Annotated in this window: 28 protein-coding genes; 17 read left to right on the forward strand and 11 right to left on the reverse strand. The window is 71.5% G+C overall.

All coding sequences use genetic code 11. The annotated features are described in order from the left end of the window. Positions 1–335: 335 nt before the first annotated feature. Both DEJ47_RS35350 and DEJ47_RS35355 read left to right on the forward strand, forming a co-directional pair. Positions 336–1,163 carry a mycofactocin-coupled SDR family oxidoreductase gene (locus tag DEJ47_RS35350; RefSeq protein WP_223828638.1) on the forward strand — a complete coding sequence of 276 codons (828 nt, stop codon included), beginning with the start codon at positions 336–338 and terminating at the stop codon, positions 1,161–1,163. Positions 1,164–1,180: 17 nt separating this feature from the next. Beyond that, positions 1,181–2,833 carry an amidohydrolase gene (locus DEJ47_RS35355; RefSeq protein ID WP_150175195.1) on the forward strand — a complete coding sequence of 551 codons (1,653 nt, stop codon included), beginning with the start codon at positions 1,181–1,183 and terminating at the stop codon, positions 2,831–2,833. 7 nt (positions 2,834–2,840) lie between these two features. Here DEJ47_RS35355 and DEJ47_RS35360 read toward each other — a convergent pair whose 3' ends face one another. From DEJ47_RS35360 to DEJ47_RS35375, 4 genes are all read right to left on the reverse strand, one after another. Continuing rightward, positions 2,841–3,050 (reverse strand): hypothetical protein, encoded by a 210-nt coding sequence (locus tag DEJ47_RS35360; RefSeq protein WP_150175196.1) that lies wholly within the window; start codon positions 3,048–3,050, stop codon positions 2,841–2,843. Positions 3,051–3,079: 29 nt separating this feature from the next. Further along, positions 3,080–3,355, reverse strand: coding sequence for a hypothetical protein (locus DEJ47_RS35365; RefSeq protein ID WP_150175197.1), 276 nt, complete (start codon positions 3,353–3,355; stop codon positions 3,080–3,082). Between the two features lie 78 nt (positions 3,356–3,433). Further along, positions 3,434–4,342, reverse strand: a complete 909-nt coding sequence (locus DEJ47_RS35370) for a PDR/VanB family oxidoreductase (protein ID WP_150175198.1) — start codon at positions 4,340–4,342, stop codon at positions 3,434–3,436. A gap of 60 nt (positions 4,343–4,402) precedes the next feature. Next, positions 4,403–5,032: an MSMEG_1061 family FMN-dependent PPOX-type flavoprotein gene (locus tag DEJ47_RS35375; protein ID WP_150175199.1), complete on the reverse strand. Its 630-nt coding sequence runs from the start codon at positions 5,030–5,032 to the stop codon at positions 4,403–4,405. Between the two features lie 133 nt (positions 5,033–5,165). Between DEJ47_RS35375 and DEJ47_RS35380 the strand changes: the two genes are divergently transcribed. Continuing rightward, on the forward strand, positions 5,166–5,813 hold the full coding sequence (locus tag DEJ47_RS35380) for a TetR/AcrR family transcriptional regulator (protein ID WP_150175200.1): 648 nt from the start codon (positions 5,166–5,168) through the stop codon (positions 5,811–5,813). A gap of 25 nt (positions 5,814–5,838) precedes the next feature. On the opposite strand, the gene DEJ47_RS35385 is transcribed toward DEJ47_RS35380, so the two are convergent. After that, positions 5,839–6,609, reverse strand: a complete 771-nt coding sequence (locus tag DEJ47_RS35385; protein WP_190415719.1) for a response regulator — start codon at positions 6,607–6,609, stop codon at positions 5,839–5,841. A 108-nt stretch (positions 6,610–6,717) separates the two neighbouring features. Here DEJ47_RS35385 and DEJ47_RS35390 point away from each other — a divergent pair, with 108 nt between their 5' ends. Both DEJ47_RS35390 and DEJ47_RS35395 read left to right on the forward strand, forming a co-directional pair. Beyond that, positions 6,718–8,325: a sensor histidine kinase gene (locus DEJ47_RS35390; RefSeq protein WP_150175201.1), complete on the forward strand. Its 1,608-nt coding sequence runs from the start codon at positions 6,718–6,720 to the stop codon at positions 8,323–8,325. Further along, positions 8,322–9,521 carry a PP2C family protein-serine/threonine phosphatase gene (locus DEJ47_RS35395; RefSeq protein WP_150175202.1) on the forward strand — a complete coding sequence of 400 codons (1,200 nt, stop codon included), beginning with the start codon at positions 8,322–8,324 and terminating at the stop codon, positions 9,519–9,521. Before DEJ47_RS35390 ends, DEJ47_RS35395 begins: the two co-directional genes overlap by 4 nt. 8 nt (positions 9,522–9,529) lie before the next feature. Here the strand turns inward: DEJ47_RS35395 and DEJ47_RS35400 are convergent, their stop codons facing one another. Further along, positions 9,530–9,964: an ATP-binding protein gene (locus DEJ47_RS35400; RefSeq protein WP_150175203.1), complete on the reverse strand. Its 435-nt coding sequence runs from the start codon at positions 9,962–9,964 to the stop codon at positions 9,530–9,532. Positions 9,965–10,157: 193 nt separating this feature from the next. On the opposite strand from DEJ47_RS35400, the gene DEJ47_RS35405 reads away from it, so the two are divergent. Further along, positions 10,158–11,498 (forward strand): APC family permease, encoded by a 1,341-nt coding sequence (locus DEJ47_RS35405; protein WP_150175204.1) that lies wholly within the window; start codon positions 10,158–10,160, stop codon positions 11,496–11,498. Positions 11,499–11,508: 10 nt separating this feature from the next. On the opposite strand, the gene DEJ47_RS35410 is transcribed toward DEJ47_RS35405, so the two are convergent. Further along, positions 11,509–11,955: a DUF2000 domain-containing protein gene (locus DEJ47_RS35410; RefSeq protein ID WP_150175205.1), complete on the reverse strand. Its 447-nt coding sequence runs from the start codon at positions 11,953–11,955 to the stop codon at positions 11,509–11,511. Between the two features lie 50 nt (positions 11,956–12,005). Between DEJ47_RS35410 and DEJ47_RS35415 the strand changes: the two genes are divergently transcribed. Continuing rightward, positions 12,006–12,857, forward strand: coding sequence for a helix-turn-helix domain-containing protein (locus tag DEJ47_RS35415; RefSeq protein WP_150175206.1), 852 nt, complete (start codon positions 12,006–12,008; stop codon positions 12,855–12,857). Here the strand turns inward: DEJ47_RS35415 and DEJ47_RS35420 are convergent. Together DEJ47_RS35420 and DEJ47_RS37245 are read right to left on the reverse strand one after the other, a co-directional pair. After that, positions 12,782–13,570 (reverse strand): VOC family protein, encoded by a 789-nt coding sequence (locus tag DEJ47_RS35420; RefSeq protein WP_150175207.1) that lies wholly within the window; start codon positions 13,568–13,570, stop codon positions 12,782–12,784. The genes DEJ47_RS35415 and DEJ47_RS35420 overlap by 76 nt on opposite strands. A gap of 88 nt (positions 13,571–13,658) precedes the next feature. Next, positions 13,659–14,090, reverse strand: a complete 432-nt coding sequence (locus DEJ47_RS37245; RefSeq protein ID WP_223828639.1) for a DUF6199 family natural product biosynthesis protein — start codon at positions 14,088–14,090, stop codon at positions 13,659–13,661. Between the two features lie 35 nt (positions 14,091–14,125). Here DEJ47_RS37245 and DEJ47_RS35430 point away from each other — a divergent pair, with 35 nt between their 5' ends. The 3 genes from DEJ47_RS35430 (at position 14,126) to DEJ47_RS35440 (ending at position 16,861) form a co-directional block, all read left to right on the forward strand. Next, on the forward strand, positions 14,126–14,725 hold the full coding sequence (locus DEJ47_RS35430) for a flavodoxin family protein (protein ID WP_150175208.1): 600 nt from the start codon (positions 14,126–14,128) through the stop codon (positions 14,723–14,725). A gap of 4 nt (positions 14,726–14,729) precedes the next feature. After that, entirely contained in the window at positions 14,730–15,716 is a 987-nt protein-coding gene (locus DEJ47_RS35435; RefSeq protein WP_150175209.1) for an SDR family NAD(P)-dependent oxidoreductase, read from the forward strand. Between the two features lie 167 nt (positions 15,717–15,883). Further along, complete coding sequence (locus DEJ47_RS35440) at positions 15,884–16,861, forward strand: phospholipase (RefSeq protein WP_223828640.1); 978 nt, start codon at positions 15,884–15,886, stop codon at positions 16,859–16,861. A gap of 17 nt (positions 16,862–16,878) precedes the next feature. Here DEJ47_RS35440 and DEJ47_RS35445 read toward each other — a convergent pair whose 3' ends face one another. After that, positions 16,879–17,268, reverse strand: a complete 390-nt coding sequence (locus DEJ47_RS35445; RefSeq protein ID WP_150175210.1) for a VOC family protein — start codon at positions 17,266–17,268, stop codon at positions 16,879–16,881. Positions 17,269–17,393: 125 nt separating this feature from the next. On the opposite strand from DEJ47_RS35445, the gene DEJ47_RS35450 reads away from it, so the two are divergent. The 6 genes from DEJ47_RS35450 to ligD all read left to right on the forward strand — a co-directional run bounded on the left by DEJ47_RS35450 (position 17,394) and on the right by ligD (position 22,290). Further along, positions 17,394–18,266, forward strand: coding sequence for a LysR family transcriptional regulator (locus DEJ47_RS35450; RefSeq protein ID WP_150175211.1), 873 nt, complete (start codon positions 17,394–17,396; stop codon positions 18,264–18,266). A gap of 131 nt (positions 18,267–18,397) precedes the next feature. After that, positions 18,398–18,580, forward strand: a complete 183-nt coding sequence (locus DEJ47_RS35455; protein WP_150175212.1) for a hypothetical protein — start codon at positions 18,398–18,400, stop codon at positions 18,578–18,580. After that, entirely contained in the window at positions 18,577–19,359 is a 783-nt protein-coding gene (locus DEJ47_RS35460; protein WP_150175213.1) for a hypothetical protein, read from the forward strand. Before DEJ47_RS35455 ends, DEJ47_RS35460 begins: the two co-directional genes overlap by 4 nt. After that, positions 19,356–20,282 (forward strand): DUF6895 family protein, encoded by a 927-nt coding sequence (locus tag DEJ47_RS35465; protein ID WP_150175214.1) that lies wholly within the window; start codon positions 19,356–19,358, stop codon positions 20,280–20,282. The genes DEJ47_RS35460 and DEJ47_RS35465 overlap by 4 nt, the downstream gene beginning before the upstream one ends. Then, entirely contained in the window at positions 20,279–21,340 is a 1,062-nt protein-coding gene (locus tag DEJ47_RS35470) for a serine hydrolase domain-containing protein (RefSeq protein ID WP_223828641.1), read from the forward strand. The genes DEJ47_RS35465 and DEJ47_RS35470 overlap by 4 nt, the downstream gene beginning before the upstream one ends. Continuing rightward, positions 21,337–22,290, forward strand: coding sequence for a non-homologous end-joining DNA ligase (gene ligD, locus DEJ47_RS35475; protein ID WP_150175215.1), 954 nt, complete (start codon positions 21,337–21,339; stop codon positions 22,288–22,290). The genes DEJ47_RS35470 and ligD overlap by 4 nt, the downstream gene beginning before the upstream one ends. Positions 22,291–22,326: 36 nt before the next feature. On the opposite strand, the gene DEJ47_RS35480 is transcribed toward ligD, so the two are convergent. Further along, the gene (locus DEJ47_RS35480; protein WP_150175216.1) at positions 22,327–22,902 is read right to left on the reverse strand and encodes a hypothetical protein; all 576 of its coding nucleotides are present in this window, start codon (positions 22,900–22,902) and stop codon (positions 22,327–22,329) included. 169 nt (positions 22,903–23,071) lie between these two features. On the opposite strand from DEJ47_RS35480, the gene DEJ47_RS35485 reads away from it, so the two are divergent. Next, complete coding sequence (locus DEJ47_RS35485) at positions 23,072–24,016, forward strand: hypothetical protein (protein ID WP_150175217.1); 945 nt, start codon at positions 23,072–23,074, stop codon at positions 24,014–24,016. The last annotated feature ends 16 nt before the right edge of the window (positions 24,017–24,032 follow it).

Raw genomic sequence — 24,032 nt, forward strand, 5'->3', positions numbered from 1 at the left:
CTCGGGCGCTGGATCCTGGCCAAGCACACCGAGCGCAACGTCGTCTGCCCGCACCCCTCCGCCCCCGGCACGAGCCCCCGCCCCTCCGACCCGGGCCCCTCCCACTCCGGCCCCACTCGGCCGGGCTGCCCCACACCGGCCCCCACGCCCCCACCCCCTCCGACACCCCGACCCCTTCGGGCGAACCAACACCCTCCGAAACCCCGTCACCTTCCCCCTCTTCCTCCTCACCCCCTCTTCCTCCCGACCGGCGGAGCCGCCGTCGCCCACTCCGTCCGGGCCCGGCTCCCCATGCCCCTCTGGCCAGGCCGACCGCCGCGCGGTACACCACGGACATGACCCGCGGAATGGGGCGTCTTGAGGGCAAGGCGGCCTTCGTCACCGGCGCGGCCGGCGGTTTGGGCCGCAGTTACGTCCAGCGGATGGCGGAGGAGGGCGCCGACCTGGTCATCGTCGACATCTGCCGGCCGGTCGACACCGTGCCCTACCGGCTGTCGTCGCCGGAGGAACTGTCCGAAGCGGTCGAGGAGGTGGAGGCGCTGGGCCGCCGCGTCGTCGCCCGGCAGGCCGACGTGCGCGACCGGGACGCCCTCCAAGAGGCGTACGACGCCGGGCTCGCCGCGTTCGGGCAGATCGACGTCGTCGTCGCCAACGCCGGAATCGCGCCGCTCCTGGTGGACGACCGGGTCCAGGCGTGGCACGACGCCATCGACATCAACCTCACCGGCACCTTCCACACCATCGAGGTGGCCGTCCCTTCGATGATCGACGCGGACCGGGGCGGCTCGATCGTCATCGTCAGCTCCACCGCGGGCCTTGTCGGCATCGGCGGGGCCAGCAACGGCGGCCTCGGCTATGCCGCGTCCAAGCACGGTGTGGTCGGGCTGATGCGGACGTACGCCAACAACCTCGCCCCGCACAGCATCAGGGTGAACTCCGTGCACCCCACCGGCGTGGCCACCCGTATGGTCGCCGACCCGGTCATGGCCGAGTTCGTCGCCCAGGACCCGATCCTGTCCGAGGGGTCCCCGAACGCGCTGCCCGTGGACACCGTCGAACCGGACGACGTGGCCAACGCGGTCCTGTGGCTCGCCTCGGACGAAGCCCGCTACGTCACCGGCGTCACGCTGCCCGTGGACGCCGGATTCATCAACCGCCGCTGAGCCGGAGGTGGGGTGCCATGGGTGAGCCGTACGCGGATCTGATTCTCGTGGGCGGGGACGTGAAGACGGCGTCGGGCTGGGCCGAGGGGCTCGCCGTGCGTGCCGGTGTCATCGAGACGGTCGGCACCCGCGCCGACGCCCTGCGCCGACGCGGCCCTGAGACGCGGGTGCGCGACCTGGCCGGGGACACCGTGCTGCCCGGCCTGCATGACCTCCACGTGCATCCGGTCTACGCCGGGGTCCGCGAACGCCGCTGCAAGATCCCGCAGGGCTCCGACCTCGCCACCACCCTCCGCATCGTGGCCGAGCACGTCCGCCGCACCGCCCCCGGTGCGTGGGTCCTGGGCGGTCAGTGGGACGCGTACGCCCTCGGAGGCATCCCGGACCGGACGATGCTCGACTCCGTCGCGCCCGGCCACCCGGTTCTCCTGGAGGACACCAGTGGGCACAGCTCGTGGGCGAACAGCGCGGCGCTGCGGATCGCCGGCGTCGGTCCCGGCACACCCGACCCGGCGGGCGGCATCTTCGAGCGGGACGCGGCGGGCCGTCCGAGCGGCATCCAGCGCGAGACGGCCGCCGATCTGCTGGCGGCGTCGGCGCCCAGACCGGACGACGACGAGGTGGAGGCGGCGCTGGAGTGGGCCCTCGGGGAGATGCTCTCCTACGGGATCACGTCGTTCACCGAAGCCGCGGTCGGCTTCACCGCGGGGCCACGGGCCGAACTGCGCGCCTACACGCGTCTCGCCGCGCGGGGCACCGTCCGGCAGCGCGTACGACTCAGCCTCGTGTGGTCGCCGTACGACCCCACGTGCGAAGACGTGATCGCGCACCGCAACCTCTACGCGAGCGACCGCGTCACGCCCGACTGCGTGAAGATCTTCCTGGACGGCGTGCCGACCGACAGCCACACGGCCGCCATGCTCGAACCGTACGCGGACACCGTGGCCGGGCGGGGCGACGAGGCGGGCCGGCACGGAATGCTCGTGGTCGCGCCCGCCGTCCTCGACCAGGCCGTGACCCGGTTCGACCGGATGGGCATCACGGTCAAGTTCCACGCGGCCGGCGACGCTGCGGTCAGGGCGGCGCTCGACGCCATCGAGGCGGCCCGCACCGCGAACGGCCACGGCCCGTGCATGCACAACGTGGGTCACTGCACGTTCGTGTCGAAGCCGGACATCGAGCGTGCGACACGGCTCGGGGCGACCTTCGAGGTGTCGCCCTACCTGTGGCGGCCGTCGCCGATCTGCTCCGACATCGCGGCGGCCGTCGGCAGGGAAGCCGTGGAACGCGCCTGGCCCGTGCGCGAGATGCTCGACGCCCGTGCCCTGGTCGTGGCGGGCTCGGACTGGTGCGTCGTGCCGTCGGTGAGCCCGTGGTCGGCCATGGAGACGCTCGTGACCCGGCAGGAACCCGGGGGAAGCACCGACCGGTTCGGTGCGTCCCAGGCCATCGGCCTCGAGGAGGCGTTCGACCTGTTCACGGTCAACTCCGCCCGCCAGGAAGGCATGGCGCACCGCGTCGGACGCATCGAACCCGGCATGCTCGCCGACATCATCGTCGTCGACCGGAACCCCTTCGAAGTACCGATCACGCAGGTCCACGCCACCGAGGTCAGGATGGTGTTCATCGAAGGGGAACAGGTCGTGCGGGAGAGGCCGGAACCGGACTGACCGGCGGCTACATTCCGCCGTGCAGCGTGTCGTGCACCTGCTGCTGGACGGCGGGGGCGACGCTGTGGTTGTAGACGCCGATCACCTCCTTCGTCACGTCACCCACCGGCAGCGGGTTCTGCCGGTCGGATTCCTGGGCCTGCGCCACACCGGAGAAGGACAGGGCGGCGGCGCCGGTGAAGGCGACAGCGGCCAGTACGCGCGTCGTATTGTTCATGATTTGCCAACGATCGTCCTGTTCGCGGGTCACGCCGGGGGCGCCGTCGACGACGGGCAGGCGGAGTGGCTGCCGGGGCTGGAGGAGCAGGTGTGGCGGAGGGGCGGCGTGCCACGGCCGGGCGATGTCCTCTTGATCGTGGTGTCACCGCTCCTCGGCTGCTGGGCCACCCAGATCAACAGGTTGAAGTCGTGCCCGATGTTGCACCGCAGGGTCTGCGACAGCCCCGCCTCCAGCGGCAGGACGTCGGCCTCCACCAGGTCGTCGCAGTACGAGGGCGGTGGCACCGGAGTGTGTGCGGACACGTTTCCGACCCCTCCTCCCCGGCCCTCCCGGGCAAAATCCGCCCGTGAACCCGCGTCGGCCAGTTCCGTGACGTGTCCTCAGAGGTCGAGGACGAGGCGGGGCGACACGGCGCGTGACACGCAGGCGAACATGCGGCCCTCGGGCGCTCCGATGTCGTCGCGGTGCTCGGGCGTACCGTCCAGGACGGTGACTTCGCAGCTGCCGCAGATTCCTTCGCGGCAGCCCGCGGGCAGGGGGCGTCCCGCGTGGGCGAGGGCGTCGAGCAGCGACTCGTCGGCCGGTACGGCGACAGCGCCCCCGGACCGTGCGCAGACCGCCTCGAACGCCGTGTCGGGGCCGAAGGACCGCACCGCAGGCTGGAAGCGTTCCGCGTGCAACCGCTCCGCGGGGAACGCGGCTTCGGCCGCCGCCAGCATCGTCGCGGGTCCGCAGCAGTAGACCAGCGTGCCGGGAGGCAGCGTGGCCGCGAGGGCATGGAGGTCCGGTCTGCCGTGCCGCCCGGTCTCCACGATCCGCACCACGTCACCGTAGGTGCGGTGCAGTTCGTCGGCGAAGGGCATGCTGTGCCGCGAAGGACCCGCGTACACAAGCGTCGAGGGGATCCCGGCGGTGACCGCCGCGCGCAGCATGGGGAGCAGGGGCGTGATGCCTATGCCGCCGGCGAGGAAGAGGTAGCCCGGGGCGGGGACGAGCGGGAAGTGGTTGCGGGGGAGGGACACCGGGAGGGTGCGGCCCGGACGCAGGAAGCGGTGGACGTACTCGGAGCCGCCCCGGCTGAGCGGGTCGTACCGGACGGCGACGCGGTAGGCGTCCCGCTCGGCGGGGTCCCCGCACAACGAGTACTGCCGGTCGAGCCAGTTGGGCAGGGACAGGTCGATGTGGGCGCCGGGGTCCCAGGGGGCGAGGTCGCCCGCGGTGGCGCGCAGGGTGAGGGCGACGACGTCTTCGGTGACCCGGTCCATGTGCTCGACGACGGTGTGCTGCATCGGTGGTTCCTCTGTCTGTGCGGGCGAGGGGGCGTGTGTCCGTGCGGTCCGGGAGCGTGGTCAGTAGAGCTTGCGGTAGGCGTCCTCCAGGGACGCCTCCAGGAGCTTCGGGTCCACGTCGACGCCGAACTGCGCGGCCGCCATCTCACCGATCGACGGCATGCCCTCGGCGAGCGCCTGGCTCGCCGGGTCCCACAGCCGCGAGCGGACGAGCGCCCGCCCGCAGTGGAAGTACACCTCGGCCACCTCGACGACGATCGCCAGGTCCGGCCGCTTGGCCTCGATGCGCATCCGGGTCAGCACATCGGGTTCGTCGGTGACGTAACCGCTGCCGTTGACGCGCAGCACCTCGCGTACGCCGGGGACGAAGAAGCAGAGCCCGACGCCGTCGTTCTCCGCGAGGTTGCGGAAGGAGTCGGCGATCTTGTTGCCGGGGCGGTCGGGGAGGGCGAGGGTGTGTTCGTCGAGGACCTTCACGAAGCCCGGGTAGTCGCCGCGCGGCGAGCAGTCGGCGCGTCCGGCCGCGTCCGCCGTCGCCATCGTCAGGAACGGCGAGTGGGCGATGAAGTGCCGTACATAGTCGTCGACGCGGTCCTTCACCTTCTCCTTGATCATGGCGTCGGGTGGCCCGAGCCGTTCGAGCACCTCTTGCGGAGAGATCCGTCGGGGGCGTGCGGGGGCATGCGTCATGGCGACTTCCTCGGGCGGACGACGGTGTGCGGCTCCGGGGGAACGCCCCGCATCGCCGCAGCTCATGCCAGTATTGTGAGCAATTACTCAGGTCCCACGCTACTCGCGTTCACGGGACCTCGCAGGAGGTGCGATGTCGTCCGACCGACGTGGACTACAGCCACGTAAACAGCCCCGTCAGATCCGGGCGGAGCTGACCCGGCAGCGCATCCTCGACGCCGCTGCTCACGTTTTCGCCGAGTACGGGTACGCGGCGGGGACCACCAACCGGATCGCGGAGCGGGCCCGGGTCTCCATCGGATCGCTGTACCAGTACTACCCGAACAAGGACGCGATCCTGGTCGAGCTGCTGATCCGGCACCTGGACGCGGGGATGGCCGCCATCGAGGCGGCCCAGCCGGACCGGGACGGACTGCGGACGCAGTCCGTCGAGAGCATCCTGCGCTCCTACGTCGGCAATGTCGTCGAGAGCCACCGGGACGACCCGCAGTTGCTCCGCGTGATGATGGAACAGGGGCCACGCGCCCCCGAATTGCTGGAGCGCGTGGCCCGGAACGAGATGCGCAGCATCGCCTACGCCCAGAGGCTGCTGCGGAACCACCCGGAGGTGCGGGTCGCGGATGTCGACATCGCCGCCCGGCTGGTGGTCTCCACGGTGGAGATGGTGGTGCACAAGGTGATGGCGGGGCCGGGCGACGTGGACCGGGCGCGGTTCGAGGACGAGCTCGTCACGATGCTCACCCGCTACCTGACGGGCGGCCCGGCCTCCTCGGAAGCGTAGTCGGTCAGGAACCGCAGTCGGTCGGTCAGGGGCGGGGCCGGGTGGCGGTGTCGAGATAGAAGGCGTCGATGCTCTGCACGGCCGTCTCGAACTCCTCCAGGTTGACGGGCTTCGTCACGTACGCGTTGGCGTGGCTGCTGTACGCGCCGGTCACGTCCTCCGGGGCGGTGGACGTGGTGAGGACGACCACGGGGATGGTCTGCAGGTCCTCGTCCGCCTTGAGGACCTTCAGGAGGTCCCGGCCGTTCATGCGCGGCATGTTCAGGTCGAGGACGATGAGATCGGGCCGCGGGCTGCCCGGGGTGCGCAGGTGCTCCAGGGCGGCGACACCGTCGGTGACCTGAACCAGGTTGCGGGCCCCGCGCTCGGAGAGTGCCTCCTCGATGAGCATCGCGTCGGCGATGTCGTCTTCGACGAGCAGGACGTCGAAGGGACGGGCGGGGGTCGTCATCATGGAACGCTCCGTGCGTTTCTCGGGGGAGTGGTGAAAAAGCCCCGGCCAGCGGCGCCGAGCGCCCTGCCGGGTCATGCCGCACGCGGCGCCGATCTGCGGATAGCCGGCGCCCGCTTCGGCCGCGGCCCCCGCGGCCTCCCGCTGGAGCCGCTCGGTGGCCTGCTGGAGCTGGTCCAGCACGTGCAGCAGGAGCAGCGGCTGCGCCGCGTCGTCCGCCGCCGGGTGCTCGGGTCCGTCGAGGAGTTGCCAGGCGAGTCGTTGCGCGACGGCGCCGACCGCCGAGTCGGCGATGGCGGCCGTCTCCTGCGGAGTGGCTCGCAACTCGAAGTTCATGCCCGGCATGTCAGGCACTCTAGGTCCCGGGGACCGCTGGCGACAACAAGTGTTGTCAGCCTTTAGAGTATGCGGGCCGCAACCTCGACGCGGCTGTCGTGATGAGGAGTCCGCAGGATGACCGGCGTAGAAGGGCGGCCGCGCGTGGGAGCGCTCTCCACGTGGACGACACGGAGATGGCTCCGAGTCGGGGTGGCCTTGTCCCTGGCGATCCTGGCGCTGCTCGGGGCCACGGGAGCGTGGGTCCTCGCGCGCACCGCCACCATCAGCAAGGACCTCGTCGATGTCCGTTCGCCCGCGCTGACCACCGCGATCCGCCTGGAGACGGCCATCCTCGACCAGGAGACCGGGATCCGGGGATACGGACTCACCGGCACGTCCGAGTTCATCGCCCCCTACCGGCGCGGCCTCGACGAACAGAAGGCGAACGCGTCCCGCCTCGCCGACCTGCTGGAGGACGACTCCGACGGCAGGAAGGACCTGGCGGTCGTGCAGGAGGCCGTCGAGCACTGGCAGGAGAGGTTCGCCAGGCCGGTCGCCGCGGAGCCGCCCGGCGCACCCTCGCCCCTGGCCACCAAGAGGGCGGCGGAGGGCAAGAAGGCCTTCGACCGGGTGCGGGAAGCGCTGCACGACCAGCAGGAACGGCTGCGTGCCGAGCGGACCCGGGCGAGGGACGACCTGATGGCCACGAGCACCCTGCGGAACTGGGTGTTCGTCTCCATCGGAGCGCTCATCGTCCTCTTGGCCGCGCTCATTTTCGAAGGGTTGCGGCGCGGTATCAACCGGCCGCTGGAGCAGCTCGGCGCCGAGGCGCGGACCATCGCCGGCGGTGACTTCGACCACGCCATCAAGCCGACGGGCCCCGCCGACCTGCGCCGGCTCAGCGGTGAGATCGACTTCATGCGCCGTCGTCTCGTGCGGGAACTCGCCTTCAGCGAGGAGGCGCGCCTGCGCCTCGACGCGCAGGCCGCGGAACTGCAGCGCTCCAACGCGGAGCTGGAGCAGTTCGCGTACGTGGCCTCCCACGACCTCCAGGAGCCGCTGCGCAAGGTCTCCAGCTTCACGCAGCTCCTCCAGCGGCGTTACGCGGGCAAGCTCGACGCACGGGCGGACCAGTACATCGACTTCGCGGTCGACGGGGCGAACCGCATGCAGGTCCTCATCAACGACCTGCTCGACTTCTCCCGGGTGGGGCGACTGCACAACGCCCAGCAGACCGTCGACCTCGACACGGTGCTGACCCGCACCCTGTCCACACTGAGCGTCGCCATCGAGGAGGCCGGCGCGACGATCAGCCACGACCCGCTGCCGACGCTGATCGCCGACCCCACCCAGATGGGCATGCTCTGGCAGAACCTCATCGGCAACGCCGTCAAGTTCCGGCGGCCGGGGACACCGCCCGAGATCCGCGTGACGGCGGAGCGCGAGGACGACCTGTGGCGGTTCACCGTCACGGACAACGGCATCGGCATCGAACCGGACTACGTCGACAAGGTCTTCGTCATCTTCCAGCGGCTGCACACCAAGGACGCCTACAGCGGCAGCGGCATCGGCCTCGCGATGTGCAAGAAGATCGTCGAATTCCACGGCGGCACCATCGCCGTGGACCCCGAGTACACCGAAGGCGCCCGGCTCATCTTCACCCTGGCTCCCCACCCCCCGGAAGCCATCGGCCCATCCACCCTGCCGGAAGCCACCCGCGCCGACGCGGAGCACGCACCATGACCTCAACCGTCGCAGCCGTCCCCGACGAGCAGATGTACCGCATCCTGCTGATCGAGGACGACCAGGGCGACGCCCTGCTCGTCGAGGAGCTGCTGCACGACACGGGACTGCGGTTCGAGCTGACCACGCGCACGACACTGGCCGAGGCACACGCCGTGCTGGCCGGCAGCCCCATCGACTGCGTCCTGCTCGACCTGCACCTGCCCGACGTCTCGGGCATCGACGCCGTCACCGCGGTCCGGCGCCGGGCACCGCACACCGCGGTGATCGTCCTCACCGGTCTCTCCGAGGCCCAGGCGGGCGCGAACGCGATGGCCGCGGGCGCCCAGGACTACCTGGTCAAGGGCAAGGTCGACGGGGAGCTGCTGCGCCGGACGGTGCGCTACGCCGTCTACCGCAGCAAGACCGAGCGTACGAACGCCGAAGCCCAGGCCGCCCGGCTGCGGGCGGAGGAGAACGCACGCCTGGAGCGCGGTCTGCTGCCCCAGCCCATCCTCGACACCTCCACGGTCAGGGTCACCTCGCGCTACCTGCCCGGAGCCGCGTGGGCGCTGCTCGGCGGGGACTTCCTCGACGTGGTGGAGGGTGACGACGGACTGCTGCACGCCGTCGTGGGCGACGTCAGCGGACACGGGCCGGACGCCGCGGCGCTGGGTGTCTTCCTGCGCATCGCCTGGCGCTCCCTCGTGCTCGGCGGACATCGCGGCAACGACCTGCTGCACCTGATGGAGCGCATCCTGATCGCCGAGCGCGGCAGCCAGCACCTGTTCGCGACGTGCACGCTCCTGACCCTCGACCAGCGTGCCGCCACCGCCACGCTGCACCTCGCGGGACACCACGAACCCCTGCTCACCACGGCGGCGGGCACCCAGGAACTGGCGGCCGCGCACGGCATGGCCCTCGGCGTCGTCCCCGGACTGCGCAGATGGCCCTCCACGGTGGTCCCGCTCCCGGCCTCCGGCGCCCTGACCCTCTACACGGACGGACTCACCGAGGGACACAACGGAGCCACGGGCGAACGGCTCGGTGTCGACGGGCTGCTCGGCCTCATCGGGGAGCTGCCGACGACGGACCCGGCCGAGCACGTCGACCGCCTCATCGAGGAGACGCACGCGCTGAACGCCGGACGGCACTCCGACGACCTCGCGGTGCTGCGCCTCGACTGGGGGAGTCCGGGCACCCACGGCGAGGAGTAGCCGGGGCCTCAGAGCGGGGAGTTCTCCGCCAGCTCGATCACCGCGGTGATCCGCTTGCCCACGGGCTCGCGGTGCACCGTGAAGCTCCGGCACAGGGCCATGACGATCTCCAGGCCGTGCTGTCCGATGCGGCTCGGGTCCGGCGGCAGGACCGCGGGCAGCGCGGTGCTGCTGTCCCACACGCTCACCTCGACGGCGCCGGACCGCACGTCCAGGCTCAGCAGCGAAGGACCGGGCGCGTACTTGCGGGCGTTGGTCACGAGCTCGCTGACCACCAACTGCACCGTGCCCATCGCCCCTGCGGAGACGGGCAGCCCGTGCACGGCCTGCACATCGGTAAGAAAACTGCGGGCCAGGTCACGGGCGGCGCCGATCTCCCCGCTCTCCTCGAAGGCCGCGGAAACCGACAGGAACTCGCCCACCGACGATCGCTGGTCGCTCATACCCGCCGTCCGGCCGCGGTCCGCCTCGCCCACCAAACACTCCTGTTTCACAACGCCCGTCTACCCAGAAAAATCCGGAGCATCAACCTCGATGCGACCGGATTTCCCCGGGCCCGTACACCCGTGTGCCCCCGGCACGGCCGAATGGCGGCACCGCGGATGTTTCGCCTGTTCAGCGGGCACACGTTGCGCCATGAACGACAAGCCAGACACCTCGACGGAGCCCGGAACCCCGCTCCGGCGGACCCTCACCACCACGCTCCTGTACTTCTTCATCCTCGGCGACGTCCTGGGCGCCGGGGTCTACGTACTGGTGGGGCAGGTCGCAGCGGAGTCCGGCCCCGCGGTGTGGCTTCCGCTCGCAGTGGCGCTGGGGCTCGCCCTGCTGACCGCCGCGTCCTACGCGGAGCTGGCCACACGCTTCCCGCGGGCCGGCGGTGCCTCCCATTACGCCACCCTCGCCTACGGTCCCTTCGTCGGATTCCTCGCCGGTTTCTGCATGCTCGCCGCCGGTGTGGTGTCGGTGGGGGCGCTGGCGCGCGGATTCGCCGGGGACTATCTGGCCGAGTTCGTCTCCCTGCCCATCGCCCTGGTCGCGGTCGTCTTCCTGGGCGCCCTCGCGCTGCTCAACCTGCGCGGCATCAGCGAGTCCACCCGGGCCAACACCGTGGCCACCCTCATCGAGGTCGGCGGGCTCGTCCTCGTCATCGGGCTCGGCGCGTGGGTTCTGCTCCGCGGCGACGGGGACGTCGGCCGTCTCGCCGACGTCGGTACGGCGAGCAGCGGACCCACCGCCGCCGTGCTGAGCGGCGCCGTCCTCGGCTACTACTCCTTCGTCGGCTTCGAGACGTCCGTCAACGTGGCCGAGGAGACCCGCGACCCGCGCCGCTCCTACCCCCGCGCCCTGTTCGGCGCGCTGATCACCGCCGGACTGGTGTACGTCCTGGTCGGCTGCGTCGCCGCGGCGGCCGTGCCCACGCAGACCCTGGTGGACAGCAGCGGCCCGCTGCTGGAGGTCGTCAAGGAGGCCGGCGGCGTACCGCCGCGCGTGTTCAGCGTCGTGGCCCTGGTCGCGGTGGCCAACGGCGCGCTGCTCACCGGCATCATGACCTCCCGTCTCACCTTCGGCATGGCACGCGACGGCCTGCTGCCCCGCCCGCTGACCCGCGTCCTGCCCGGACGCCGTACCCCGTGGGCCGCGATCGCCGCCACGACGGCGCTCTCCCTGCTGCTCGCCCTGACCGGCAACGTCGCCACGCTCGCCTCCACGCTGGTGCTCCTGCTGCTGGTCGTCTTCTTCATCGTGAACACGGCCGCACTGGTCCTGCGCCGCAAGCACCCCGCCCGCGGCGCCGCCGACCGCGATCACTTCAGGGCCCCTGCCGTCGTGCCCGCGCTCGGTGCCCTGTCCTGCGTGGTCCTCGCGACCCAGGTCGAAGCGGAGGTGTGGCTGCGGGGGCTGATCGTGCTCGCCGTCGGATGCGTCCTCGGCGCGTGTGTGACGCTGCGCCGCCGGGCACGGAAGGAGACGTAGCGCCGCGGTCTCAGCCGTGCATACGGGCGCCCTTCAGCACCTTGTCGACGGCGTTGCGGGGGCCGTACACCGCCAGGCCCACCAGGTCCAGCCGGTCCGCGGGCACGGCCCGCACCGCCGCGCGGTTGTCGCGGTCGTTGCCGGTGGCGAAGAGGTCGGAGGTGAAGACCGACCGGGGCAGATCACGGCTCAGGGCGCGGCGGTGCGCCGCCGTCACCCCTTCCCTCGTCGCCTCGAAGACCATGACCGGCTGGCGGAACATCGGCAGGTACGGGGTGCCGTCGGCGTCCTCGTACGGCTCGCCGACGACCTCGGGGTTGCGGGTGCCGAGGCCGCTGACGAGGAAGGCGGTGACGTTCAGCCGCTGCCAGGTCTCCAGGTCCTCGCGCAGCACCACGGCGATCTTGGTGTCGAAGCGGACGGGTGCGTGTCGGTTCTGCGTGGTGTCGGTCGTCATGCGCTCCAGGCTGCCGACAGCACGGCGTGTGCGTCTTGTACGTTCTTGGCGTGCCGTCGTCGCAGCAGGTCACCGCGTGGCGCCCGCAGGTCCCGGGCGTCGTGGAGGTCTTCCACGCCCACTTCACCGAGCACGCGTACCCGATGCACGTCCACGACGTGTGGACGCTGCTCATCGTCGACGACGGCGCGGTCCGCTACGACCTGGACCGGCGCGAGCGCGGCACGCCGCGGGGCACCGTGTCCCTGTTGCCGCCGCAGGTGCCGCACAACGGCTCACCCGCCACGGCGCACGGCTTCCGCAAGCGCGTGGTGTACCTGGACGCGCCCGTGCTCGACGAGAGCCTCATCGGCCCGGCGGTGGACGACCCGGACATCACCGATCCGCTGCTGCGCCGACGTATCGGCCGGTTGCACGGGGCGTTGGGGCGGCGCGGCGACGAGCTGGAGGCGGAGAGCCGCCTGGCCTTCGTCGGCGAGCGGCTCCGCGGACACCTGCGGCCCCGCGCCCGCGGGTCGGTCCCGGAGCCGGGCAGGGGAGTGGCGCACGACCTGCGGGAACTGCTCGACGCGCACGTACTGGGCGGCGTGACGCTGGCGGAGGCCGCACGGGAAGTGCGTGCGCACCCCACGCACCTGGTGCGCGCGTTCAGCGCGGCCTTCGGCATCGCCCCGCACCAGTACCTGATGGCGCGCAAGGTCGAGCGAGCCCGGCGGCTCATCCTCGACGGCAGGCCGCCCGCGGCGGTGGCGACCGAGGTCGGGTTCTACGACCAGGCCCACCTGAACCGGCACTTCAAACGGATCGTGGGCATTCCGCCCGGACGCTACGCCTCGGCGACGACGAAGCGCGCCCCGTCGGGATCGGCGAGGATCGCCTCCGTCGACCCCGCGCCGCCCTGAAGGACCTTCCCGCCGTGTGCCTGCGCCGCCTCGGCGCAGGCCGCCACGTCCGCGACCGTGAAGTGGACCTGCCAGTGCGGTCGGATCGCGGGATCGGGGGCGGACTCCACGGCACCCGAGTGAATGCGGGCCACCACGTCGCCCTGATTGCGCAGCACGACCTTCTCGTCCTCGTAGTGGACCTCGCAGCAGCCTGCCTCGGACGCCCAGTCGAGGACCTCCGCGTAGAAGATCGCCGCGTCGAACGCGTTGCGCGTGTAGAGCTCCACGAAGACCGGGGCCGCGCGGCGCCACTGCTCCCAGTTGTTGATGAGCTGGCCCTCCCAGACGCCGAAGGCCGCGCCGTCACGGTCGGCCAGGAGCGCCGCCCGTCCCGGCGGGAAGGAGATGGGCCCCACGGCGGTCGTCCCGCCCCGCTCCTGGCTGCGGGCCACGGTCTCGTTGGCGTCGGCCGTCGCGAAGAAGGGCGTCCACGCCACGGCCGCGTGCCCCATGGCCTCCACGACGGAGACGCCCGCCACGGGCAGCCCGCCCACACTCGCGAACCTGTACTGATCGCCCAGCTTGCCGACGCGCCAGTCCCACCCCAGTACGGCGTGGTAGAACTCCTGCGCGGCGAGCAGATCGCGGGTGGTCAGACTGACCCAGCAGGGCGCGCCCGCCACCGAGCCGCTGGCGACACGCTCGTCGGCAGGTGTCTCATAGCTGTTCATCTTTGTACCGTTCTGAGGTTGACCGTGCTGGTATGTCCCTTCGGCTTCATCATCCCCACGGTCGGGCCCCGCGTCGCGCTGTGCCGGGTCAGACCTGCGTGACCAGCATCCACACGACGCCCGCCAGGAAGATCACCCCGATCGCCCGTTCCATCGCGTAACCCTTGGCGGTGGGTTCGGTCGCGTCGGGATCCTTCACCCAGCCCCGCTGGAGGTTCTTGTTGACCTTCCATAAGAGCTGCGGGCGTACCACCTGCACCAATCCCATGATCATGAAGAGGCACAGCAGCGGGACGACGGCCGGATTTCCATCAGAAGCGGCTTGAACTACCCCATCGTGATTCATGGACTCCGGCTGCCCTGACATCGACACGGAAAACGGCGCGGCCGGGCGTGACGGGTGTGTGACGGCGAGAGGCCCGGGGTACTCGGGGAAACCGCCGCTCCCGAGGCGGTCCCGTGGCGGTACGCACGACAGTGTGCGCAGCCTGGGAGAGAACACGTGCTCGATGTCCATCATCTTTCGTGGTGGACCACCTCGTAGAAAGAATCGCGATGCGCGCCTTGTCGTTGGTCTGCACCCTGAACTCGTCCCCCACGCCCTCCAGCAGCCAGTTGCTCTCGGACCAGGTGACGCGCGAGCTCGAAAAGCTCGGCGTGACGACCGAGACGGTCCGCGTGGCCGACCACAACGTGCTCTCCGGCATGGGCATCGACCTGGGGGACGGCGACGAATGGCCGACCCTGCGGGAGAAGGTCCTCCAGGCCGACATCCTGCTCATCGCCACCCCCATCTGGCTGGGGCACCCCTCCAGCGTCTGCCAGCTCGTCCTCGAACGGCTCAACATGGAGTCGTCGGAAACCGATGACCAGGGCCGCCCGCTCGTCTACGGCAAGGTCGCCGCGGTGGCTGTCGTCGGCAACGAGGACGGCGCCCACAAGGTCAGCGCCGACGTGTTCCAGGGTCTGAACGACATCGGGTTCTCGCTGGCGCCCAACGCCGTCACCTACTGGGTCGGCGAAGCACAGCACGGCACCGACTACAAGGACCTGGAGGAGACCCCGGAGGAGGTCGCGGACACCACGCACAGCCTCGCCGTCAACGCGGTGCACCTCGCCAAGCTGCTCAACGACAGCCCGTACCCGGCCGGCTGACGCCATGCCCACCCTCCTCCGCTCCGAGAAGGAGCCGGCCGGACTCTCGGCGTGCGTCACGGGCGGCTCGCGCGGCCTGGGACTGCTGATCGCCGACCAGCTCGCCGCCCGCGGCTGCGCCGTCACCCTCGCGGCACGCGACCGCGAGGAACTCGAACAGGCCCGGACCAAGCTGCTCCGACGCCATCCGTGGGCCGTCGTCGACATCGTGGTCTGTGACGTCAGGGACCAGGACCAGGTGCGGTCCCTGATGCGCGGCACGTACGAGCGGCGCGGCGGACTCGACGTCGTCATCGCCAACGCGGGCGTCATCCAGGTCGCCCCGGTGGAGTCGATCGGCGCCGAGGAGTTCCAGAGCGCCATGGACACCATGTTCAAGGGAACCCTGCACGCTGCCCTGGAAGCCCTCCCGTACCTGCGCGAAAGCCCCCACGGCGGGCGGCTCGGCATCATCTCGTCCGTGGGCGGCCTGCTGGGAGTGCCCCACCTGCTGCCGTACGCCTGCGCCAAGGCGGCGGCGGGCGTTCTCGCCGAGGGGTTGCACGCCGAGGCGGCGGCGGACGGCGTGAGCGTGACGGCCGTCTACCCGGGCCTCATGAGGACGGGCTCCCACCTGCACGCGCGGTTCGGCGGCGACCGCACCGCCGAGTACACCTGGTTCTCCGCGCTCGCCGGGGCACCGATCGTCTCCATGAACGCGCAGCGCGCGGCCGCCCGGATCACCCGTGCCGTGCTGCGGCGACGGGTCAGGCTCGTGCTGACCCCCATGGCGCGGGCGGCGGACATCGTCCACGGTGTGGCGCCGGGCCTGACCACGCGCGTCAGCTCGCTGGCGGCCAGGGCGCTGCCCAACGGCACGGGCGGGCGCGAACGGCTGACGGAGGGCAAGGACACCGCGCCCACGGCCCACCCCGTCGCGGCCCGCGTGCGGGCCTGGGGCAGCGCCATGAACGACAAGGTCACACGCTCCTACAACCAGCGCCACGGCTGAGCAACTCCTCGGCCGGAGCGAATGTTTCGCATGTGACGGTGTGGGCAGGTGCGGCAGCTGAGGCCGGACGCGGACACACGCGTCCGGCACGCTCATTCCGCGGTGCCGTCACCTTCCTGGGCCGCGCCCGGACGAGCGCAGCACAGGAACGGACGGAGAAGACAACCGTGATACGTGGAGCCCGTACCCGCTCGACCGCCCGGACGGCGACGCTCACCGCCGCGAGCGGTGCCCTGGTCATGGGTTTGACCGCACCTCAGGCAAGCGCCGCCCCCGGCCCGGCGGACAAGCGGCCGGTCTGGGCGATCGCGCACCGGGTGCTGACCGTCGACGGCGTCGACAAGGCACTCGACCACGGCGCCAACGCGGTGGAGATCGACGCCACCGCCTGGAAGAAGGGCTGGTGGGCCGATCACGACGGGCTCCCCACGAGTTCCGGCGACACCATGTCGGACATGTTCGACCGGATCGCGCAGCAGCGCCGCGCGGGCAAGAACATCGGGTTCGTCTGGCTGGACATCAAGAACCCCGACCACTGCGCCGGCGGCGACTCGAAGTGGCGGCACTGCTCGGTGGCCGCCCTGCGCGACCTGGCCCGCACCAAGCTGGAGAGCGCCGGGGTGCGGGTCTTGTACGGCTTCTACGGCACCGCGGGCGGAACCGGCTGGAAGGACGTCAGCCGCGGCCTCACCGATCTGGAGGGCGTGGACATCAGCGGTGACTCCGAGGACGTACGGGGGCAGTACGACAAGTTCGGCGGAGCCGTCGCGCACAACCAACGGGTCATGGACAAGGGGCTGTTCAACCTGAACCTGCCGACCGTCCTCGGGAAGGTGACCGAACAGGTCCGCCTCGGCTCTCAGGCGCGGGACCGCGGCGAACTGGCCCGCGTCTTCGGCTGGACGACGGCCGCCGCTGACGGCGAGGCCACCAGCCGCCTCCTGGACGAGTCCGGCGGCAACGCCGACGGCCTGATCTACGGCCATCGGGCCTCCTGCTACCCCGACGGCGTCTCCGGCGCGCGGGGCTGCGGCAAGGACGAGTCCGACGCGAAGCAGGCACTGGCCCACATCCAGGAGTTCGTCCGCTCGCACGGCGAGACCCGCCGCATGGCCACTACGGACGACGTCCCCTTCGGGAACTGAGGGCGAATCCCTTCAGGTCAGGAGTCCTGCGGGTACCAGCGGAGCTCCACCGTGTTGCCGTCGGGGTCCTTGACATAGAGGGAGAGCGCGGTGCCCCGGGCGCCGAAGCGCTTGCCGGGGCCGTCCACCACGGTGAACTCCCCGGAATCGATGACCTCTTGCCAGTCGAGGGGCTCGACGACCAGGCAGATGTGGTCGACGTTGGAGCCCGCCGGTTCGCCGTCGGGCCCCTCGATGAGGTCGATGATCGTGGTGGGACTCACCCGCACGGAGGGGAAGGGGACCTCGCCGGCCCGCCACTCGTCCACCCGCACCGGGTCGAGCCCCAGCGGGCCGGTGTAGAAGGCGAGGGAGCGCTCGATGTCGGCGACGTTCAGGACGAGGTGGTCGAAGGCGATGACGCGCATGGCTGTCTCCGTGGTTCGAGGTGGGCTGAAGTGGTTTCTCCGAACTGACTTCAGGATGTCCGACGCGTGATCCATCGGTCCAGCGCATGTTTGTCATCCGATCCATCGTGTTTCACGATGGATCAATGGACCTTCAGCAGATGCGGTACGTCGTCGCGGTGGCGGAGACCGCGAGCTTCACCCGCGCGGCGGAGAGATGCCATGTCGTTCAGTCCGCACTCAGTCACCAAGTCGCGAAGCTGGAGAAGGAGCTGGGTGCCCGGCTGTTCGAGCGGACCAGCCGCAAGGTGTGGCTGACCAGGGCGGGAGAGGCGTTCCTGCCCTCCGCCCGCCAGGCCCTGGAGGCGGCCGAGCGGGCCCGCGCCGAGGTGGCCGCGGCAACCGGCGAGGTGCGGGGCAAGCTGACGGTGGGGTCGATTCCCACGGTGGCGGCCGTCGATCTCCCGGCGGTGCTGCGGGACTACCGCCTGCGCCATCCGCACGTGCGGATAGCGCTGCGGGCCGGCTCCAGCGAGCGGCTCGTGGAGCAGGTGCGCGAGGGCGTCGTCGACGCGGCGTTCCTCGGCGTGCAGCCCGGATTCCGGCCGCAGGGAGTCCGGGACCGCGAACTCGCGCACGGGCAGCACGTCGCCGTGGTCGCGCCGGACCACCCGCTGGCCGGGGAGGAGGAGGCCGACCTCCGCCGCCTCGCCGACGAGACGTTCGTGGACTTCGCCGAGGGCAGCGCCGCACGCTCCCAGTCGGACGACGCGTTCGCGGCTGCCGGGGTGCCGCGCGAGGTCGCCTTCGAGGTGTCCGGCGTCGAGCTCATGTCCCGGATGGTCCGCCATGGCCTGGGCGTCGCCCTGCTGCCCGCGCCGTTCGCGGCGGAACTGCACGGGGTGCGGTGCGTGCCGATCAGGGATGGGCCTGTACGGGTGGAGCGCCTCGTGTGGAGCCGCTTCGCGCCGTCACCTCCGGCTGCCGCTTTCCTGGCTCTGCTGGACGAACTCCCGTAAGCCGCGGGCAAGTTGACCCGTGCGATGATCCCATGAGCTCGCAAAACAGACATATAGGGCTAATGGCCTTAGACTGGTCCGAGGGTGGGCGTCACTGGAATGGGTGACGACGTATCTATGAGGAGGCACTGATGCTTGCTCAGCACACACCGCTTCTTTTCACTCCGACGGACACCGAGGCGCTCAGTACGGCCATGGTGGAGCCAGAGGCGATTCTGAGCGACGCACCGATCTACTCGCCGCGAGCGGAAGGCACCCTCCTCGCGCTGATCCTTCTCTCGCCGAAGCAGCCGAAGGAGCCGAAAGGCAAGTGAGTCCTGATCAGTCGCAGACCGCGTTCGCCGCGTCAGCGGCTGACCTGGCTCTCCGTGCTCTCGACGCCCTGCGTGGCGTCGGGGGCACGGCCATGCTCGCGGAGCACGTCGAGCGCGCGGTCGACCCCAAGGCGGCGCTGGCCGCCCTCCGCGTCGTCGGAGCCGACGGCTTCGCCCCCTACGTGCTGAGCGGGGCGACCTTCCACCCGCAGGACGCCGCCGCCGTCACCCAGTCCTTCGCGCTGTTCCCGACCGCGGTGAGCACCCCCGCCCCGCCGCCCGAAGGCCCCGCCGAACCGTGGCTCGTGGCGTGGCGCGACTGGGCCACGGCAGCCCTGCTCGCCCGGTTCGCAGAAGGGACCGACACGCAGCCGGGCGGTGAGCCTCTCGCGCCGCAGCCCGTGGGCGCCCCGGTCCTCGCGGAACCGTCGCACCCGTCCGACGGGCCTGCCGACACCGACTGGCAGCACTGGTCCGTCCGCATGGGCCAGCTCTCACCGCTCGCCCTCCCCGGCCTCGACAGTCCCGTCCACTCCGCGGCCCGCACCGGAGCCGCGCCGCTGGCCCTCGCCCGTGGCGTCACCCGCGCCACGCTCCGCCGCGACTTCCCGACCGCCGCCCGCATCGCGCGCTGGCTCGTCCTGCTGCACACCGAAGGCGTGCCCGTGCCTCTCGACCCGGCACCTCTCGTCGAACACCTCGGCCTGTACGGCGCCGGGCCACGGCTCGCCCTCGACGTCGCGATCGCCCGGCGACTGCTCGGACTGGAGGACGTATGACCGCGCCCGTGACGCGCACGGCCCACCAGGTGGGCTCACAGGCCCTCGCCTGGCTCCACGCGCACCGCGAGCTCGGCGCGCTGCCGCCCGACACCACCGCCGACCTCGGCGACCCCAACAGCGTCTACAAACCCCTCGGGGAGAGCGCCGCCGCCGCCTCCCTCGTGTTGCGCGAGTCCATCGCGGGCAGTACCGAGCAGCGCATGGCGGGCGAGCTCCTCGACTTCTGCTGGAAACAGTTCGGCGAGGGCAACATGCTGTACGAACGGCTGCTGCGCTACCCGATGATGACCGACCCGCTGGAGACGTACGCACCGTTCGTGCGCGGCGGCCTGCGCAACGAACCCCTGGAACGGCTGCTCCGCCACACCAGCGCGCTGCGCTCCGTCCGCAGTTCCGAATACCTTCCCAACCGACGGCTCGCGGTGGCCAACGCGGCCCGGATCGTCGGGCTGGACCGCGGGGAACGCGCGTACGACTGGGGTACGTTGACCCGCGCCACTTGGCTGGGCGCGACACCGGAGCCCTGGCTCATCGACTGGATGACCGCCTACTGTCTCACCCACACGGTCTTCCACCTCACCGACTGGGGCGGCACACCCTCCGGTCTGCCCGCAGGCCTCGCCGCGTACGTGACCACCTGGCTGCCGGTCTGGATCGACATCTGGGCCGAGATCGAACAGTGGGACCTGGTGGGCGAGCTGCTGATCGTGGGCTGCTGCCTGGAGGAGCCGTACTGCGAGCCCGCGGACTGGGAGCGGTTCGCCGCGGTCCAGCACCCGGACGGGCTGATGCCGCGCGACGGGGAACCCGTCGACGACGATCCCGAGCAGCGCTTCACCGACCACCAGCACACCGCCGTCGTCGCCGCGGTCGCGGGAACACTCGCCGTGTCGCGGACGCTGGGCGGGGCGACCGGGTGACGCGTACGACCGGGCCGGCGGCGGGAAAGCCCGCCTGGGCGGCACGCATGCTCGACGGCGTGCGGGCCACCGCACCCGGCGCGAGCGCGGTGGCCCTGGCCGTTCGGCGCGGCCCCGACCGCGCCCTGCTGGCCGCGGGCACCACCACGTGCGACGGCGGAGCGCCCGCCGACCCCGACACGCGGTTCGAGATCGGCTCTCTCACCAAGACGTTCACCGCGCTCCTCCTGGCGGAGATGGTGGCGCGCGGCGAGGTCGCGTACGACGACCCGATCACCCGCTTCCTGCCGCGCACCGCGGCTCCCCGCCCGCGAGGCGCGCCCATCACTCTCCTCCACCTGGCCACCCACACCTCCGGCCTGCCCCGGCTGCCGCCCGGCTTCCTGCGCACGGCGGTGCCTTCCTGGCTCAGCAACCCGTACGCGGGCTACTCCGCCACGGACATGCACCGCGCCCTGTCCCGCACCCGGCCCCGAACCGCCCCCGGCACCCGCGTCCGCTACTCCAACTTCGGCGTCGGCCTCCTCGGCGAACTCCTCACCCGCGCCGCCGGCGCAGGCGACTTCGCCACGCTCCTTGCCGACCGCGTCCTGCACCCACTCCGCCTCACGCACACCAGCACCACCACGGACCAGCCGCAGGCCACCGGCTACTGGCACGGCAGGGCCCGCCCCGCCTGGCAGATGGCCGCCCTCCCCGCGGCGGGCATGGTCCGCTCCACCGCACGCGACCTCCTCACCACGCTCGACGCCCTCCGCGACCCGTCCACGGCGCCCGCCACCGCCCCCGGCACGCTGCGCACCGCCGTCGCCGACGTCACCCGCCCCCGCATCGCGCTGCCCCGCACCGACGAACGCATCGCCCTCGTCTGGAACATCAGGCGCCGCCCCGACCGCGACCTCTACCACCACTCCGGAGGCACCCGCGGCTTCACCGCCTTCGCGGGCTTCAGCCCCCAGGCGGACGTGGCCCTGGTGGCCCTGGCCAACACCGGTCCCACACTGTCCGGTGCGTTCATCCAGCGCGCCTACCTCGAGCTGTGGGCCCTCGCCCAATGACCGTCCTGCCGCGCATCGCCCCCATGCTCGCCACGCCGGGAGCCCTGCCGTCCCCGGCCGACGAGCACCTGTGGAGCACCGAGACCAAACACGACGGACAGCGCGCGCTGGTGTACCTGCCCGGGGACCGCACCATGGTCATCCGCTCCCGCTCGGGCGCGGACATCACCACGGCGTACCCGGAACTCCGGGGTCTGGCAGCGGCGTTGGGCGAGGTGTCGGCCGTGCTGGACGGGGAGATCGTCGTGCTGGACGAGGCGGGCCGCTCCAGCTTCGAACGTCTCCAGCCGCGGATGGGCCTCGCCGGCTCCCCGGCGAAGGCGGCCCGCCTCGCCGCGCGGACCCCCGCGCACCTGATCCTCTTCGACGCCCTCCACCTGGAGGGCCGCCCCCTGACCCGGCTGCCGTACACCCGGCGCCGCGACACCCTGAAGAGTCTCGTCGAGTCGGGCCCGGAGTGGTCGGTCCCCACGGCGGTGACGGGACACTGCCGCCAGGCGCTCGAACTCGCCCGAGCGCAGGGTCTGGAAGGGCTGGTGCTGAAACGGCTCGACTCCGTGTACGAGCCCGGCAGGCGCTCCCCGTCCTGGATCAAGGTCAGGAACGTGCACACCGCGGATGTCGTCATCGGTGGCTGGATGCCCGGTCAGGGACGGCTCGGCGGCCTGCCGGGGGCGGTGCTCGTGGGTGAGTACGTGGACGGGGTCCTGGTCTACCGGGGGAGCGTGGGCACGGGATGGAACGAACGTGAACGGGCCGACATGGCCCGCCTGTTGGACGTCGCCGCCGTCGGCGACTGCCCCTTCACGCCCCCGCCCGCCGCACCCGGCGCCAGGTGGGTGCTGCCGCGGCTGGTCGCCGAGGTGCGGTACACGACCCGCACGCGGGCCGGTCTCCTGCGTCACCCGGTGTGGCACCGGTTGCGTCCGGACCTGGCGCCGGAGGCGTGACGCGCCGGCGGCCTGCGCGGTGGTCTCTCTTCCGTCTCAGTCTTCGTCGTACTCGTCGTACGTGTCGGTCACACCGGCCGCCTCGTCCGCGCCCGCAAGGGTTTCGGCGACCATGCGGGTGGCGAAGTCGGGGTCGTCGGTGATGCGGTTGATGTGCTCCGCGAGGAGGAAGGCCGTGGCCTCCAGGGGGTTCATCTCGGCCTCGGTCCAGTCCCCGTACTGCTGACGCCAGAGGTTGGGGCTCAGGCCGGTGCCCGCGGCGATGACCAGACCGGCCATGGTCGGGATCGCCTCGGAAGGAATGCTCTTGGGCATCATGCGCATCGTCGCCACGAGCGTCGGCACCACGTACTCGATGACGTCCTTGCCGTGGTCCTCGTGCGCCTTCCGCAGCCACGACATGAACATGTAGATGAGCGTGCAGGCCCCGTTCAGCAGGTCGTCGGCGCCTCTCGGACCCAGTGAGGCCGCGAACTGCCGGACCATCTCCTGCTGTTCGGGGTCGACCTCGGTCTTGCCGGCGTGGATGGTCTTGAGCCGTGAGTCGATCATCATGAGCGCCGTGCCCACATCTCCGACAGGAGCGTGTTCGGGGTCGCAGGGAGATGACACAGGTTCCTCCTCGAGTCACCACGGAGGGCAACAGGCCGTGCCCGTACAGTAGTCGGCCGATGGGGCGGCGGTCTGCCACATGGTCACTCCGGTGCACGACGAGACGTATCCGCAGGCGTCGTGCCCGCTCGGCGTGCGTCACCGCCCGGTCCGGGGGACTCTGTAGTTGATGCCGCGCAAGGATGGACGGGACAGCAGCCAGGAACGCGACGTGGAGAGACTTCTCGACGAGCTCTACGCCACGGCGCCGCCCCAGTTCGTCTCCCGCCGCGAAGAACTCGCCGCCCGGGCCAGGACGGACGGGCGCGCGGAGGACGCCCGGCGGATCCGTGCCGCCCGCCGCCCCACCCTCGCGGCGTGGGCGGCGAACCTGCTGCTGCACTCGCAGCCGACCGAGAGCCGCCGGTTCCTGGAGCTCGGGCGGGAACTGCGCGAGGCGTACCGGACCCTGGACGCCGCGGAGATCAAGGAACTGTCCGGACAGCGCACCAGCGTCGTCTCTGCCCTCTCCCGGCAGGCCGCCACGCTCGCCAGGGACGCCGGCCACCGGCTGTCGGACGCGGCGCAGCAGGACGTCGCATCCACCCTGCGCGCGGTACTCGCGGACGAGGAGGCAGCGGACCAGTGGGCGACCGGCCGCCTGGAGAGCACGCTCACCCCGCCCTCGGACTTCCCGTCCGGCACGGACGCTGCACCAAAGGCGCGGGCAGCGGCCACCGCGGTGAGACGAACGCCGCGCGAGCGCTCGGGCCCCGAGGAGGAACTCAAGGACGAACTCGCCGAGCGTCGCCGCCAGAAGCAGGAGAAGCGCGCCAGGGAGGCCCGCGAGGCGGCCGAAGCGGCGGATCGGCGGCTCGGAGAGCGGCGCGCCGAGCAAGAAGAGGCCGACGCCTCGCTCCGGCAGGCACGCGACCGGCACGATCAGGCCCGCCGTCGGGTCTCCGACGCGGAGGACGAGCTCCAGCGGGCCCGGCGGGACCAGAAGGACGCCGAGCGCGAGCAGAAAGAGGCCGAGAAGCGGGGCCGCGCGGCAGCGGACGCCGTGGCGGAGGCCGAACAGGCGGCGCGGAAGGCCGCGGAGGAGTCGGAACGCCTCCGCGAAGAACTCGACTAGCTGCGACGTTCCCCCG

Origin of the sequence: Streptomyces venezuelae (assembly GCF_008642355.1) — a bacterium.
Taxonomy (GTDB): Bacteria; Actinomycetota; Actinomycetes; order Streptomycetales; family Streptomycetaceae; genus Streptomyces; species Streptomyces venezuelae_B.